At 44.7% G+C, this 14670-nt stretch carries 16 protein-coding genes and 1 pseudogene; 2 read left to right on the forward strand and 15 right to left on the reverse strand.

From position 1 onward, the window contains the following. Window positions 1–9 precede the first annotated feature (9 nt). The 6 genes from rsxA to AB5Z12_RS01400 all read right to left on the reverse strand — a co-directional run bounded on the left by rsxA (window position 10) and on the right by AB5Z12_RS01400 (window position 5224). Entirely contained in the window at window positions 10–585 is a 576-nt protein-coding gene (rsxA, locus tag AB5Z12_RS01375; protein ID WP_021925525.1) for an electron transport complex subunit RsxA, read from the reverse strand. Window positions 586–591: 6 nt separating this feature from the next. After that, a complete protein-coding gene (gene rsxE, locus AB5Z12_RS01380) occupies window positions 592–1302 on the reverse strand; it encodes an electron transport complex subunit RsxE (RefSeq protein ID WP_118578047.1) in 711 nt (236 codons plus the stop codon). Further along, window positions 1299–1913 (reverse strand): RnfABCDGE type electron transport complex subunit G, encoded by a 615-nt coding sequence (locus tag AB5Z12_RS01385; protein WP_118578046.1) that lies wholly within the window; start codon window positions 1911–1913, stop codon window positions 1299–1301. Before AB5Z12_RS01385 ends, rsxE begins: the two co-directional genes overlap by 4 nt. Then, window positions 1910–2890: an RnfABCDGE type electron transport complex subunit D gene (locus tag AB5Z12_RS01390; protein WP_118578045.1), complete on the reverse strand. Its 981-nt coding sequence runs from the start codon at window positions 2888–2890 to the stop codon at window positions 1910–1912. The genes AB5Z12_RS01385 and AB5Z12_RS01390 overlap by 4 nt, the downstream gene beginning before the upstream one ends. Before the next feature lie 17 nt (window positions 2891–2907). Continuing rightward, window positions 2908–4233: an electron transport complex subunit RsxC gene (rsxC, locus tag AB5Z12_RS01395; protein WP_256144057.1), complete on the reverse strand. Its 1326-nt coding sequence runs from the start codon at window positions 4231–4233 to the stop codon at window positions 2908–2910. A gap of 100 nt (window positions 4234–4333) precedes the next feature. Next, window positions 4334–5224, reverse strand: coding sequence for a hypothetical protein (locus AB5Z12_RS01400; RefSeq protein ID WP_173715973.1), 891 nt, complete (start codon window positions 5222–5224; stop codon window positions 4334–4336). 132 nt (window positions 5225–5356) lie between these two features. Between AB5Z12_RS01400 and AB5Z12_RS01405 the strand changes: the two genes are divergently transcribed. Further along, the gene (locus AB5Z12_RS01405; protein ID WP_368356997.1) at window positions 5357–6379 is read left to right on the forward strand and encodes a ribonuclease H-like domain-containing protein; all 1023 of its coding nucleotides are present in this window, start codon (window positions 5357–5359) and stop codon (window positions 6377–6379) included. A 71-nt stretch (window positions 6380–6450) separates the two neighbouring features. Here the strand turns inward: AB5Z12_RS01405 and AB5Z12_RS01410 are convergent, their stop codons facing one another. Continuing rightward, complete coding sequence (locus AB5Z12_RS01410; protein ID WP_334285302.1) at window positions 6451–6528, reverse strand: DUF6783 domain-containing protein; 78 nt, start codon at window positions 6526–6528, stop codon at window positions 6451–6453. A gap of 55 nt (window positions 6529–6583) precedes the next feature. Between AB5Z12_RS01410 and AB5Z12_RS01415 the strand changes: the two are divergent. Continuing rightward, a pseudogene (locus AB5Z12_RS01415) lies at window positions 6584–6760 on the forward strand (DUF6783 domain-containing protein); the annotation flags it as partial. A gap of 1 nt (window position 6761) precedes the next feature. Here AB5Z12_RS01415 and rpsA read toward each other — a convergent pair. The 8 genes from rpsA to AB5Z12_RS01455 all read right to left on the reverse strand — a co-directional run bounded on the left by rpsA (window position 6762) and on the right by AB5Z12_RS01455 (window position 14660). Next, a complete protein-coding gene (gene rpsA / locus AB5Z12_RS01420; protein WP_195409339.1) occupies window positions 6762–7841 on the reverse strand; it encodes a 30S ribosomal protein S1 in 1080 nt (359 codons plus the stop codon). Beyond that, entirely contained in the window at window positions 7822–8691 is an 870-nt protein-coding gene (gene ispH / locus AB5Z12_RS01425) for a 4-hydroxy-3-methylbut-2-enyl diphosphate reductase (protein WP_195409340.1), read from the reverse strand. The genes rpsA and ispH overlap by 20 nt, the downstream gene beginning before the upstream one ends. Window positions 8692–8694: 3 nt before the next feature. Next, window positions 8695–9363: a (d)CMP kinase gene (gene cmk / locus AB5Z12_RS01430; protein WP_195409341.1), complete on the reverse strand. Its 669-nt coding sequence runs from the start codon at window positions 9361–9363 to the stop codon at window positions 8695–8697. Window positions 9364–9423: 60 nt separating this feature from the next. Continuing rightward, a complete protein-coding gene (locus AB5Z12_RS01435) occupies window positions 9424–10701 on the reverse strand; it encodes an NAD(P)/FAD-dependent oxidoreductase (protein WP_173715970.1) in 1278 nt (425 codons plus the stop codon). 175 nt (window positions 10702–10876) lie between these two features. Beyond that, complete coding sequence (locus AB5Z12_RS01440) at window positions 10877–12289, reverse strand: oxaloacetate decarboxylase subunit alpha (protein WP_195409342.1); 1413 nt, start codon at window positions 12287–12289, stop codon at window positions 10877–10879. An 87-nt stretch (window positions 12290–12376) separates the two neighbouring features. Continuing rightward, on the reverse strand, window positions 12377–13525 hold the full coding sequence (locus AB5Z12_RS01445; protein WP_118578037.1) for a sodium ion-translocating decarboxylase subunit beta: 1149 nt from the start codon (window positions 13523–13525) through the stop codon (window positions 12377–12379). 16 nt (window positions 13526–13541) lie between these two features. Next, a complete protein-coding gene (locus AB5Z12_RS01450) occupies window positions 13542–13910 on the reverse strand; it encodes a biotin/lipoyl-binding carrier protein (RefSeq protein ID WP_118578036.1) in 369 nt (122 codons plus the stop codon). Between the two features lie 18 nt (window positions 13911–13928). Further along, entirely contained in the window at window positions 13929–14660 is a 732-nt protein-coding gene (locus AB5Z12_RS01455; RefSeq protein WP_118578035.1) for an OadG family transporter subunit, read from the reverse strand. Window positions 14661–14670: the final 10 nt, after the last annotated feature.

Raw genomic sequence — 14670 nt, forward strand, 5'->3', positions numbered from 1 at the left:
GACGCCTCCTTAAATTAATCCTGAAAATCCGAAGAACGCAATCGCCATCAGTCCAGCTGTCAGAAGAACGGTTGGAAATCCCTGGAAAGCTTCCGGAATATCGTTGTAGGCAATTTTCTCACGGATTCCTGCCATCAGCACAATAGAAATGGAGAAACCAAATGCTGTTGCGAAACCGTTTACAGTGCCTTCCAGAATATTGTAATCCTTCTGCACGTTTGTAAGAGCCACACCAAGAACTGCGCAGTTTGTGGTGATCAGAGGCAGATACACGCCAAGTGCTTTGTAAAGAGAAGGCATACTTTTCTTCAGGAACATTTCTACGAACTGCACCAGTGCTGCAATGATCAGAATGAACACAATGGTCTGAAGGTAAGTCAGATCAAGCGGCTGGAGGATCAGCTTGTAGATCACACTTGTTACAAAGGAGGACAAGGTGATTACAAAAATAACCGCACCGCCCATACCAGCTGCCGTATCTGTAGTCTTGGAGACTCCAAGGAAAGGGCAAAGTCCCATGAACTGGCTCAGGACTACGTTATTTACCAGCGCAGAGCTTACAATGATCAGTAATAATTCTTTCATCTTCTCTTACCCCCTTTTTCCCGAACACATGGAATTTCCGCAGGAAGCACAGCCACCCTTGCAATCCGGATTGCTTGGATCGATGCCCCGTTTTGCAGCACCAATCTTGAATTTGTTCTGAAGCGCAGATAAAAATGCAAGGACAAAAAATGCGCCAGGTGCAAGAATAAAGATGGTTACCGGCTCATAGCCCATTTTTCCTGCTGCAGCGTCTGCAAGAGGAAGGATCTGTTTGCCGAAAATACTGCCGGCACCGATCAGCTCACGTACTGCTCCGATGCAGGTGATGCTTAAAGTAAATCCAAGTCCCATTCCAATACCATCAAAAAGTGAGGGAATTGGTTTGTTCTTGGATGCATAAGCCTCTGCTCTTCCCAGGATGATACAGTTTACAACGATCAGCGGAATGTAAATTCCAAGGGAAGAATACAAAAACGGGATAAAGCCCTGGAGAAGCATCTGCACAATTGTTACAAAGGATGCTACAACAACAATGTAAGCAGGCATACGCACACTGTCCGGAATAAAATTACGGAGCAGGGAGATCATCAGGTTGGATGCTGCCAGAATCACCGTTGTAGTAAGTCCCATTCCGATACCATTGATTGCAGATGTGGTGATGGCCAGTGTTGGACACATACCAAGCATCAGCACAAAAGTAGGATTTTCTTTGATAATACCATTTATCAGTCGTTCAGATGGTGTATTCTTTTTCATTTCTGGCTGCCCCCTTTCTCATAACGGAATGCGGCAAGTCCTGCATTGACGCCATTTGTCATGGCATTTGTGGTAATTGTCGCACCACTTAAAGCATCGATCTCATCATCAGAGGTGGCACCAGTTTTTGTGTAGGTAAATTTCTCTACGTTCTTATCCTTGAACTGATTTTTAAAATCATCTGTAGTTGCACGCATACCAAGACCAGCGGTCTCACTGATGGATAAAATGGAAATTCCGTTCAGAGTTCCATCATCCTGAACGCCCATGGCAAACTGAATGTCCCCGCCATAGCCTTCTGAGGTTGTTACGGTAAAGGCATAGCCAAGTTCATTTCCCTGGTCATCCTTTGCCAGCATGACTTCATCAATATTCTGAGCTTTGAAACCGTTTTCATCCAGATAGCTTTCCAGATCCGTATCCTCACCGCTTGTAACTGTCTCGAAGCTGGCTGCATCAGCAAATACTGCCTTATATGCCTCTTCTTTCTCTTTCGCCTGCTGGCTTGCAATCGGACCTGCTGTAATATCGTTTACAAGACCAAGAAGCAGCCCGGAAACCAGTGTGATCACGGTCAGCGCAAGAGTATCTTTTACGATCTTATTTTTCATTTCTTCGCGCCTCCTTTTCCAAAAGCAACCGGACGGGTGAAACGCTCAATCTGAGGTACCAGCAGGTTGCAGAAAATAATCGCATAGGAAACGCCCTCTGCGGAAGCTCCGAAAATACGGAAAATTCCGGTAAGAACACCAAGACAGACGCCATATACATACTGCCCCTTTGGTGTAATGGGGCTTGTAACGTAGTCCGTCGCCATAAACCATGCACCAAGCATAAGACCACCACCACAGAGATGGGTGAGCAGATAATTTACATCAAAGCCTTTGCCGGAAGCGAGCATGTAGATGATCACAAATACTGCAAAGCTGCCGATATAGGTCAGCGGAATTCTGGCGCTGATCACTTTGTAGCAAAGCAGGATTGCTGCACCGATCAGGATGGCAATTACAGAAGTCTCTCCGATGGTTCCCTGGATATTACCAAAAATAAGATTTTTAACCGGAACGGAGGAGCCTGCCACAAAGCCATGGTCACGAAGAGCGGCCAGAGGAGTGGCGCCTGTCACACCGTCAACTGCACCTTTAAAGCTGTCTGATACAGAAAAATCTGTCATCTTGCCGGCAAAGGAAATCATAAGGAAACAGCGGGCTGCCAGGGCCGGATTCATAAAGTTCTGTCCAAGACCGCCAAAAAGCTGTTTTACCACAATAATTGCAAAAATACTGCCGAGCACCGGGATCCAGAGCGGAATTCCTGCCGGCATATTCAGGCCGATAAGAAGTCCGGTTACCACTGCACTGAAATCCTTCACAGTGTTCTTTTTGTGCATAAAATGATCATATAACCACTCTGCAAGCGCTGCTGAACCGGTGGATACCACCAGAACGGCAAGAGCCTTTAATCCATGATTATAAATTCCCATAAGGGCAGCAGGCAAAAGCGCTATGACAACCAGCTGCATGATTTTTGCAGTGGTCATCCTTGCCCGGACATGGGGATTAGATGATACATTAAACATTTGTTCCATTCGTTTCTTCCCCCTTATTATTTCTTCTTCCTGCTTGCCAGAACCATTTTACGCATGGACTTAATGCTCTGGGTCAGCGGACGTTTGGCCGGACAGATGTAACTGCAGCAGCCGCATTCACAGCATTCCATTCCATCAAACTTCTGGAAGCTCTCCATATCGCCGCGCTGTGCAAAGGTCGCAAGTCTTGCCGGAATAACATGTCCGGGACAGACACTTACACAGCGTCCGCAGTTAATGCAGGCTGTCTCTTCCTCTTTCGCATCTGATACCGGGTCACTCTGCATACACAGAAGGGAAGAAGAGGTCTTCACACATGGTACATGAAGATCATACATAGCAAATCCCATCATAGGACCGCCGGAAATCACCTTACCGGCATGCTCCTTCAGGCCACCGGCTGCGTCAATCAGTTCGGCCATATCCGTTCCTGTACAGACTTCAAAATGTGCCGGACGGTTGATGCCCTTACCAGTTACTGTGAAAATCCGCTTCATGATCGGTCTTCCAAGTGCCACTGCGTCATAAATACTGCATATTGTTTCAACATTATCTACAATACATCCGGCATCTGCTGGAAGCATGGATGAGTTGATTTCTCTTCCTGTCACTGCATAGATCAGGGTACGCTCACCACCCTGGGGATATTTGGTCATCAGTTCTTTTACTTCGATATTCGGGACTCCGGCAGCCAGTTCTTTCATTCTGGCAATACAATCCGGCTTATTGTCCTCAATGCAGATACAACCCTTTGCATTTGGAAAAAGTCCGACTACGATTTTCAGTCCTTCCACAACCTTCTCCGGCTGATCCATCATGCGCCTGTAATCACTTGTAAGATAGGGCTCACATTCTGCACCGTTCACCAATATGTATTCAATCTTGTCAGGCTCCTTGGGGGAAAGCTTCACATGTGTGGGGAAGCCTGCACCACCAAGACCTACTACACCGCCATCGCGAATCCTTCCGATAATCTCCTCACGGGTAAGCGAAGCCGGATCTGCCGGGTGGAATTCCACCTCTTCATACAGTCCGTCATTCTCCACTATAATGGAATCTACCATACTTCCGGTAGCTGTCAGACGTTTCTCGATGCCTTTCACCGTACCGGATACAGAAGCATGAACAGGGGCAGATACAAATCCGCCTGCTTCTGCGATCATCTGGCCTGCAAGCACGTGGTCCCCCTTTGCAACCACAGGCTTCGCCGGAGCACCAATGTGCTGGGACAATGGATACGCCAGATCTGCCTTAGGGAGATATTTCTCCACCGGGCAGTCCTTTGACATTTCTTTCCCCTCGAAGGGGTGTACGCCTCCTTTAAAAGTTAATCGCACTAATATTCACCGCCTTTATATTATTGATCACTGACTCTTTTGTCTGCAGCAACCTGATTTATTGTCTGTTTGATTTATATTATTAATATCACTTTTGTCTGAGTATTTATTCAGCGTCTTTATTTTTCCTGCCAAATCCATATTTCTTATGGAGCTTATATCCACGGTTCAGATTTGGATATGCCTTTACAAAACGCTGCATGTTGTGGCTGACCTTTCCAGCCATAGCCTCTTTACGCTTCTGAAGCTCTTCAGAGATATCTGACATCATAGCAGTTCTCTTCTCTTCCAGTTCCTTGATCAGTGCAACATCATCAAGGCGTCCCAGCTTATTCTCTAACTGTTTCTTGATTCTATCTCTGGAAAGTCCGCTGCTCTCCTCCAGATTCTCCATCTTCTCACGCGCCTGTACAAGCAGTTCTGCACGCATCTGATCCAGTGCCTGCTCCCATGCAGGAATACGCTCGTGCAAATGGAAAGCGGCAGCTGCAGAAAAAGCAAAATCCACAATGTAAACGACTGTAATTACACAGACAGCCACCTCTCCAGTTCTTCTGGTATACAATTCTGTAAATTCCTGAACTACCGGATGAAGCACTCTGAAAAGCCCAACGGTAAACACCCCCCATCCAAGGGAACAGCCCAGACAGATACGTCCCTGGAAATTAAACTTGTTATCACTGTAATCCCACCAGGATGTGTGGAAAATATTCTCCATCAACACTGCTGTCACATATTCCAGTGCAGTGGCGACTACAACTCCACCCACAAATAAAAGAAGCAGATTATCACTGATGGGAAGAAGAATCAAGTATACAGCAAGAGCTCCACAGCCATATATGGTACACAGGGGACCATTTATAAATCCTCTGTTTATCAATTTGCCCTTTCGCACAGACACGTAGCAGGTTTCCCAAAGCCAGCCAAGAAAACTGTATATGTAAAACCAATTGGCAATGTGATAGAAATCCACTCCATTAATTGCTAAATCCCACATAGGTTTCTCCTTTTCTTTATATATTCTGACTATTCTATACATTCTACTATACCGCATTTTATGAAAAAATTCACTACCTAAAAATAAAAAAATTGTGTATAATTAAATACAATCCATGAAAGGAGTATAAACATGCTGATTGTTAAAAAAATGCCGATTTTACAAGGTTTTCCGGACTTTGAGACTGTTAAAAATTTATCTGGAAATGCTGCTGAGGATGTCAATTTTTCACCATTATTTTATGATATTGAAACCACTGGATTGGGACGAAATTCATCTTTTTTATATTTAATTGGTGCAGTTTGCTATGAATCTGGTTCCTGGCAGCTATATCAGTGGCTTGCACCCGATTTCCGGGAAGAAAAAGCATTATTGGAGTTTTTTTCAGAATTTATAAAAAATTTCAGCTGTACCATCCAATACAATGGAGATTCTTTTGATCAGCCTTACCTTCAGGCTCGTTATAAATTCTATGAGCTACCAGATCCTTTTGAGGGGATTTCTTCTTTTGACCTGTATAAAGTGCTTCGCCCTCTGAAGGGATTTTTAAAGCTCCCAGGGTTAAAGCAGGAACAGATGGAAGCCTTTCTAGGAGAACAGAAGCGCATTTACTGTAATGGCGGGGAATGCATTAAAATATATAAAAAATATATGGCACACCAGGAGCAGACAGACCTGGATACGGTTATGGGACACAATATGGAAGATCTTCTCGGACTTGGAGATGTGTTTAAGATGATGGGGTATCTTGCGCTCAGGGATGGTGCATTTACTGTTCGCGGAACTGATTTTGACGGGGAAAATCTGATTTTGCAGATGAACCCCCATTACAGCCTACCCGCTTCCTTTTCTAACGGCACAGAAGAATTCTATATTACAGGTCAGGACAACCTGGTAAGTCTCCTTGTAAAGCCTTTAAATGGCCGTATCCGCCAATATTACAGCGATTACAAAAGTTATGATTATCTGCCCGGAGAGGACATGGCAGTCCCTAAATCTATTAGCAAATTTATGGAAAAAGGACTGAAAAAATCTGCTACAAGAGAGACCTGTTATACCTGGTTTCCATGCACAGAGGAATTTCTGGAAAATGAAGAAAAGCAAAAGCAATATTTAATACATGCCCTGGAATATTTATTTTGGAAATTAAAATAAACTTTCAACCTATATTTCAAAATTCAGAAACCTTTTTCAAACATACTCTAACTTCCAAAGCATATAAAATCTCACGTAAAAAAGACATCATCCCCAGAGCGTATCTGAAAAATCATTCCCGCAATCTGAACACCCCACTTGCGGGAGATTCACCCGAATTCGGTTGTCGTAGCTCGCTACGGCGCCTTCATCCGGACAAAATCTCCCGCAAATTGTGACGCACATCTTGCAGAAAGCCTTTTCCAGACACGCTCTAACAGACAATGTCTTTTTATCAACATCATATTCATGATATCAAAACTAACCGCCATTCACAAATCCTGTGAATGGCGGTTAGTTACATGGGATAAGAGAAATGCACAACATTTCCCTCTTGGTTAAATTATTCCTCTACAGACTCTTCCTCAGCCGGAGCCTCAAGAGCTTTCATGCTAAGGCTGATCTTCTTGTCTTCGCCATTGAAATCAACAACTTTAGCCTGGATTTCCTGTCCGATTGTAAGCACATCAGATGGTTTTGCAACGTGCTCTCTGGAAATCTGAGATACATGAAGAAGTGCATCTACGCCAGGTGCAAGCTCAACAAATGCACCGAAGTCTGTCATACGTGCAACTTTACCAGTTACTATGTTTCCAACAGCGAAATCCTCAGCAGCTGTAAGCCATGGATTCTCCTCTGGGAATTTCATTGTAAGAGCAATCTTCTCGCCCTTGATATCTTTGATCATAACCTTTACAGTCTCACCAACTGTGAAGACTTTCTTCGGGTTCTCTACTCTGCCCCAGGACATCTCAGAGATGTGAAGCAGTCCGTCAGCGCCGCCCAGATCGATGAATGCACCAAAATCTGTAACGTTCTTAACAACACCCTCTACTGTATCGCCAACATGGATACGCTCCATAAGCTCCTGCTGTTTCTTAGCTTTCTCAGCAACAAGAAGCTGTTTGCGGTTACCAATGATGCGACGTCTTCTTGGATTGAACTCTGTGATAACGAACTCAATCTCCTGATCAGCATATTTGCTGAGATCTTTCTCATATGTGTCGGAAACAAGGCTTGCAGGAATGAATACACGTGTCTCCTCAACGTTAACACATAATCCACCGTCAAGTACCTGAGTTACAGGAGCTTTTAATACTTCCTGATTCTCGAATGCTTCCTCAAGGCGTTTATTGCCTTTCTCTGCAGCAAGTCTCTTGTAGGTTAAGATAACCTGGCCTTCGCCATCGTTTACCTTAAGCACTTTGGCTTCCATGGAGTCACCTACATGTACAGCGTCTGTGAGTACTACGGAAGGATCATTGCTATATTCACTCTTGGTGATAATACCATCAGCTTTATAGCCAATATTCAGGATAATTTCATCTTCTTTCACATCGATGACCTTTCCCTGTACGATTTCTCCATTTCTGATTGTTTTTACGGAATCTTCCAGCATCTGTTCAAAACTTAATTCTGACATGTTCTTGAACCTCCTCAATAATTTTCTTTGGGGTTGAAGCCCCTGCTGTAATACCTACATAACTACTGCATTGGAACATATCTGAATCCAAGTCTACAGGTGTTTGTATATAGTAAGTATTTTCACATTCCTTTTTACATATTTCAAACAGCTTTTGAGTATTGGAACTATGTCGGCCTCCTACGACTAACATAGTGTCTACCTCTCCGGCTATGCTCTTTGCTTCTCTCTGCCGTTCTTCGGTAGCATTACAAATAGTGTTTAAAATATTAAGAATATTTAAAACAGTATTATCATACCTCTTTTTTGAAAGAATTTCAACTAAATCTTTAAATTTATTATAATTAAATGTTGTCTGAGACACAATACACACATTTTTGCTTTCCGGAGGCACGAAATCCAGTGCGTCCTGTTTGGTGCAGATCACAGTATAGGATCCTATACACCAGCCGCAGATTCCCACAACCTCAGGATGATCCGGATCTCCAATGATCACGATATGGGAACCGGCTTTGCTCTCCTTTTCCACAATTCGGTGGATCTTCAGGACAAAAGGACAGGTCACGTCCACATAGGAAAGACCGCACTCTTTCAGCTGATCGTAGACTTTTTTTCCAACACCGTGTGAGCGGATCACTACGGTGCTGCCCTTTGGAAGAGTTTTCAGTTCTTCTTCTGAAGCAACACGGACACCTTTCTTTTCCAGATCATTTACCACTTCTTCATTATGGATGATGGGGCCCAGGGTAAAAAGCCTGTCCTGGCAGCTGTCGATCAGTTCATATACCTTATCCACTGCACGCTGCACGCCAAAGCAAAAGCCTGCTGTTTTTGCAACTTTTACTTCCATGGTTTATTCCACCTTATCTTTGTAAATTCCAAGGATCGCAGCTACCACTTCCTCAATGTTCATAAGAGAAGAATCCACAAGCACTGCATCCTCAGCCTGGCGAAGAGGAGAAATTTCTCTTGTCATATCCTGATGATCACGTTTCTCAATGTCCTTCTTGATTTCTTCAAGATCAGCGCTCTCGCCCTTTCCAAGATATTCATCATAACGTCTCTTAGCCCTTGTCTCCACGCTGGCAGTAAGATAAATCTTCACCTGTGCGTCCGGAAGAATTACAGTTCCAATATCCCTGCCATCCATTACAACATCGTTCTTTGCTGCCAGATTTCTCTGAAGATTGAGAAGATGTGCCCTTACCGCCGGGTTTGCAGATGTTTTGGATGCCATGTTTCCAACCTCTTCCGTACGGATATACTGATTTACATTCTCACCGTTAAGAATTACAACCTGCTCTCCATTTTCATATCGAATGGAAACCTCAGCGCTCTGACAGTTATCTGCAACTGCTTCCGCATCTGTTCCGTCAATTTCATTTCTCAGCAGATAAAGTGCTACGGCGCGGTACATAGCGCCTGTATCTACATAGATAAAAGACAGCTCCTTTGCCACTCTCTTTGCAATTGTGCTTTTGCCTGCTCCTGCCGGCCCGTCAATGGCAATGTTACATCCCATTTTCTCTGTTACCTCCTCTTAAATCGCAGTTTTTTCACTTCTTACATTTATAACAGATTTTCATCCATTTTTCAATGCCATGGCTGCCAGATACGCAGTTGACCAGGCAATCTGAAGATTATAGCCACCGGTTACCGCATCCAGGTCAAGCACTTCTCCAATAAAATAGAGATTTTTTACCTTTCGGGATTCCATAGTTCCCGGCTGAATGTCCTTCACAGAAACACCGCCTCTTGTAATAACTGCTTCTTTATATTCTCCCATTCCATTGATGGTAAATGGGAAAGCTTTCACCAGTTCTTCAAAGTGAATTCTTTCTTCCCTGGAAATATCGTGTATCTTTTTTTCCGGAGAAATACCACCCAGTTCCAGCATGACAGGTGTAAGGGATGATGGAAAAAGTACGCCGATCACATTCTTAAACTGTTTATTCTGTCCTGCCTCAAATTCCCGCAGAATCCTGGCATCCAGCTGTTCCATGGTAAGGGCAGGCTTCAGATCCAGATAAGCATTCAATTCTCCGGATTTCTGCAGTTGTTTGCCAATATGTGCGCTTGCAGATAAAATCATGGGGCCTGTCACGCCAAAGTGGGTGAACATCATCTCACCAAAATCCCGGAAGAGCACCTTTTTGCCTGACTTAATCGTAAGTTCGGTGTTTTTTAAGGAAAGTCCCTGAAGTCTTGGGATATAATCCTCTTTTGTCTTAAGAGGAACCAGTGACGGAGAAAGCTCCTTTACTTTATGGCCGGTTTCCTCTGCAAAGCGATAGCCATCACCTGTAGAGCCTGTTGACTGATAGGAAAGCCCTCCAGTGGCAACCAGAACATGATCGCCCTCCATAAAACTTCCATCTGCCAGTTCTACACCTGTTACCCGGCTGTGATGTGCCTTTTTCTCATCCACGTCCGGTTCCTCATAGGGACTGACCTTCACCGTTTTCACCTCTGTGCGAAGATGGATATGGGCACCAGCTTTCTTAAGTTCCCGTTCCAGACCGCGGATAATATCTGAAGAATGGTCAGACACAGGGAAAACCCGGTTGCCTCTCTCTGTCTTCAGTGGAACTCCCGCTTCTTCAAAGAATTCCATTACATCCTGGGGCGTGAAAGAATAGAAAGCACTGTACAGGAATTTCGGGTTAGACATAACTGCCCGGAACAGTTCTTCCGTGTCACAGTTATTTGTAACATTGCATCTGCCTTTTCCTGTAATATACACTTTCTTTCCAAGTTTCTCGTTTTTCTCCAGGATGTGGACCTCATGTCCTGCCCTTGCCAGATAAACACCGGCCATCATTCCGGCAGCACCGCCGCCTATGATCAGTATTTTACTCATTTACATACCTTTCATAAAACAGATTTGCAACTATTCAGTAACTACCGAAAGTTACACAAATTTTACTTATATTTTTCAAAAAGACACGTGCAAAAGGCTTCTCTGCACGTGTCTTTCATTATTTTTGTCAGCAAAGTGTCTATAGGCCAGACACTGACAAATTATTCCTCACTGATTAAACCGGATATGCTCCGTTTTTGGTATCAGCAACCGTCTCATCCACCTTTTTCTCCTGAGCCTGACGATACTTGAAGAAGTCAGTAGCAACCTGTGGGAACAGTGCATAGGACAGAACGTCCTCATCCTGCTCTTTATACTGTGCCATCTCGCCTTCAAGTTTGCCCAGCTCATTCTCAAGAAGATCTGCCGGGCGGCATGTGATCGGCTGTGTGTCACCGATACATTTCTTCTGAACTTCTGGATTGAATGGTTTTGCTGTAGCACCATATTTTCCGCTGAGAACATCTTTTGTCTCTTTGGTAACCATCTTGTATCTCTCGCCCATGAGAACGTTAAATACAGCCTGTGTACCAACGATCTGGGAAGACGGAGTAACAAGCGGCGGCTCACCAAGGTCTTTACGTACACGCGGAACTTCCTCAAGAACATCATAGAACTTGTCTTCTGCATGCTGCTCTTTCAGCTGGGAAGTAAGGTTGGATAACATACCACCTGGTACCTGATACAGAAGAGTCTTGATGTTTACGCCAAGGTTCTTCGGATTCAGAAGGCCGCTCTCAAGAGCCTCGTCACGCATTGGACGGAAGTAGTCTGCGATCTCAGCAAGAAGCTGCTGATCAAATCCAGTATCATATGGAGTGCCTTTGAAGGTCTCAACCATAACCTCAGTTGCAGGCTGGGAAGTACCCAGTGCAAATGGAGACATTGCAGTATCGATGATATCAACACCAGCTTCAACAGCTTTTAAGTAAGTCATGGAAGCTACACCAGAGGTGTAATGTGTATGAAGATCGATCGGGATCTTAACAGTCTCTTTCAGGGCTGTAACAAGCTCAGTTGCCTTATATGGAAGAAGAAGGCCGGCCATATCTTTGATACAGATAGAGTCTGCACCCATTTCCTCGATACGTTTCGCAATGCTTGTCCAGTACTCAAGAGTATACGCATCACCAAGTGTATAGGAAAGAGCAACCTGTGCATGGCCATGCTCTTTGTTTGCAGCATGTACAGCAGTCTGAAGGTTACGAAGGTCATTCATACAGTCGAAAATACGGATGATATCGATACCATTTGACAGAGATTTCTGAACAAAATACTCTACTACATCATCAGCGTATGGACGATATCCAAGAATGTTCTGGCCACGGAAAAGCATCTGCAGCTTTGTGTTCTTGAATCCTGCACGTAATTTACGAAGTCTTTCCCACGGATCCTCATGAAGGAAACGAAGGCTTGCATCGAAAGTAGCACCGCCCCAGCACTCAACTGCATGGTAGCCTACTTTATCAAGTTTATCAACGATTGGAAGCATCTGCTCTGTTGTCATACGGGTTGCAATCAGGGACTGATGTGCATCACGCAGAATGGTTTCCACAATTTTAACAGGTTTTTTTTCAATTTCTGCCATAATTGTTCTCCTTATTTATTTAGTTCATCCGGACTTCCCGGTTTCACTATAGAAAGCCGGGAAAAATCCGAATTTCTGGTATCATTATTAGATTCCGTAAATAGCCATAAATGCTCCGGCAGCAACGGCTGTACCGATAACACCGGCAACGTTTGGTCCCATTGCATGCATCAGAAGGAAGTTGGTAGGATCTGCCTCAGCACCAACCTTCTGGGAAACACGGGCTGCCATAGGTACCGCAGATACACCGGCGGAACCAATAAGCGGATTGATCTTGCCGCCTGTAAGCTTGCACATAACCTTTCCGAGCATAACACCGCCGAAAGTACCACATGCAAATGCCACAAGACCTAATACAACAATCTTCAAAGTATCCACATTCAGGAATGCCTCTGCACTTGTGGAAGCACCAACAGATGTACCAAGAAGGATAACTACGATGTACATAAGTGCATTGGAAGCTGTCTCTGTAAGCTGTTTTACAACGCCGCACTCTCTGAACAGGTTACCAAGCATAAGCATACCAACCAGAGGAGCTGTTGTCGGAAGGATCATGCAGACAACGATTGTGATTACGATCGGGAAGAGGATCTTCTCAAGCTTGGATACAGGACGAAGCTGCTCCATCTTGATCTTACGCTCTTTCTCAGTGGTAAACAGTTTCATGATCGGAGGCTGGATGATCGGAACCAGTGACATATAAGAATATGCAGCCACGGCGATCGGTCCCATAAGAGCAGTCTGACCAAGCTTACCTGCAAGGAAAATGGAGGTCGGGCCATCTGCACCACCGATAATGGAGATTGCTGCTGCTGCTTTTCCGTTGAATCCAAGGAAGATTGCAAGGAAGTAAGCCATATAGATACCGAGCTGTGCTGCAGCACCCATCAGGAAGCTCTTCGGATTCGCGATCAGCGGACCAAAGTCTGTCATAGCACCTACACCCATAAAGATAAGGGAAGGAAGAATACTCCACTCATCAAGGATGTAGAAGTAATGAAGAAGACCACCAACACCGTTGGACATGTCTTCCGGATTTGCCATAATGTCCGGATAAATATTAACAAGGAGCATACCAAATGCAATGGGAACAAGCAGAAGAGGCTCAAATCCCTTTGCAATGGCAAGATATAAGAATACACAAGCAACCACGATCATCAGGTAGTTTCCCCATGTCAGGTTAAAAAAAGCAGTCTGATGGATCAGGTTGGACAAAGTGTCTGCTACGTAAGACATCCTATTACCTCCCGACTTAGTTCATTGTTGCCAGGGTATCTCCATTTTCTACAGAGGCACCTTCTGCAACATCAATGCTTGCAACGGTTCCGTCCTGAGGAGCTACAACCGGGATCTCCATCTTCATGGATTCCAGGATTACAATGTTGTCTCCGGCTTTTACAGCCTGTCCAACGCTTGCTGCGATTTTCAGAACCTTTCCAGGTACGGAAGCTGCAACCTTAACTGCGCCTGCTCCGGCTGCTGCCTTCGGAGCTGCCTTCGGTGCAGGTGCTGCCTTCGGTGCAGCTGCAGGAGCTGCAGCTGCTGGTGCAGAAACGCTTCCTGTCTCTTCAACAGTTACTTCATATGCTGTTCCGTTAACGGTAATTGTATAACTTTTCATTTTAGGATCCTCCTGTATTTATCTCTTTTTACGATTGATTTTGCGGATGGAACGTACAACGAATCCATCTGTAGTGGTTCCCTCAGCTGCTGCAATTGCTGCTGCGATAACCGCGATCAGTTCTGTATCGTCTGCTTCTGCAACTTCTACTGGTGCTGCCACCGGAGCAGGTGCAGGGGCTGCTGCCTGAGCTTTTTTCTTTGCTTCCGGATTCGGGATGAATCTGAACAGATAGATCAGGAAGCTTAGGAAAATAAGAACGATGAATACGATCGCAATACCCATGATAGTATTCATAACAGCTCTTCTTAAGGTCTCAGCCATGGAGTACTGTACATCAACAGTAAGGGATGTAGGTGCTCCTGTAGAAGCATCGAAAATATAAACGAAATTTGCATCTGCTTTCTCAAAGGAGACCGGTACAGTAACGGTATATCCATCGTCAGAAGCCTTCACCTCTGTCTCTCCGGTTCTCTCCTTTAAAGCCCCAACTTCATCCTTGGAGCCTGCCCATGCAGTCATTGCACCAACAGTAAACTCATCAGATGACTTGGTATAATTCTCAATATCTTCGTCACTGAGAGCAATGATGGTATCGGTAAGTCCCTCAGCGGTAGTGACCAGGGTCTGCTTTACCGTGTCATCTACCTCATCAGCTGCCCATACGGAGGATACTCCGGTAAGAGTGAGAACTGCCATCATGAGAAGTACTGTGCAAAGGGAGGATACTTTCTTAAAAATCTGTTTCATATGCTCCACC

The sequence above is a fragment of the Ruminococcus sp. RTP21358st1_G6_RTP21358_211008 genome, from assembly GCF_040908885.1.
GTDB lineage: Bacteria > Bacillota > Clostridia > Lachnospirales > Lachnospiraceae > Blautia_A > Blautia_A faecis.

What these genes read in the sequence shown, in the direction of transcription:
- rsxA (WP_021925525.1), bottom strand. Translation starts at nt 585, where the DNA reads ATGAAAGAATTATTACTGATCATTGTAAGCTCTGCGCTGGTAAATAAC.
- rsxE (WP_118578047.1), bottom strand. Translation starts at nt 1,302, where the DNA reads ATGAAAAAGAATACACCATCTGAACGACTGATAAATGGTATTATCAAA.
- AB5Z12_RS01385 (WP_118578046.1), bottom strand. Translation starts at nt 1,913, where the DNA reads ATGAAAAATAAGATCGTAAAAGATACTCTTGCGCTGACCGTGATCACA.
- AB5Z12_RS01390 (WP_118578045.1), bottom strand. Translation starts at nt 2,890, where the DNA reads ATGGAACAAATGTTTAATGTATCATCTAATCCCCATGTCCGGGCAAGG.
- AB5Z12_RS01400 (WP_173715973.1), bottom strand. Translation starts at nt 5,224, where the DNA reads ATGTGGGATTTAGCAATTAATGGAGTGGATTTCTATCACATTGCCAAT.
- AB5Z12_RS01405 (WP_368356997.1), top strand. Translation starts at nt 5,357, where the DNA reads ATGCTGATTGTTAAAAAAATGCCGATTTTACAAGGTTTTCCGGACTTT.
- rpsA (WP_195409339.1), bottom strand. Translation starts at nt 7,841, where the DNA reads ATGTCAGAATTAAGTTTTGAACAGATGCTGGAAGATTCCGTAAAAACA.
- ispH (WP_195409340.1), bottom strand. Translation starts at nt 8,691, where the DNA reads ATGGAAGTAAAAGTTGCAAAAACAGCAGGCTTTTGCTTTGGCGTGCAG.
- cmk (WP_195409341.1), bottom strand. Translation starts at nt 9,363, where the DNA reads ATGGGATGTAACATTGCCATTGACGGGCCGGCAGGAGCAGGCAAAAGC.
- AB5Z12_RS01435 (WP_173715970.1), bottom strand. Translation starts at nt 10,701, where the DNA reads ATGAGTAAAATACTGATCATAGGCGGCGGTGCTGCCGGAATGATGGCC.
- AB5Z12_RS01440 (WP_195409342.1), bottom strand. Translation starts at nt 12,289, where the DNA reads ATGGCAGAAATTGAAAAAAAACCTGTTAAAATTGTGGAAACCATTCTG.
- AB5Z12_RS01445 (WP_118578037.1), bottom strand. Translation starts at nt 13,525, where the DNA reads ATGTCTTACGTAGCAGACACTTTGTCCAACCTGATCCATCAGACTGCT.
- AB5Z12_RS01450 (WP_118578036.1), bottom strand. Translation starts at nt 13,910, where the DNA reads ATGAAAAGTTATACAATTACCGTTAACGGAACAGCATATGAAGTAACT.
- AB5Z12_RS01455 (WP_118578035.1), bottom strand. Translation starts at nt 14,660, where the DNA reads ATGAAACAGATTTTTAAGAAAGTATCCTCCCTTTGCACAGTACTTCTC.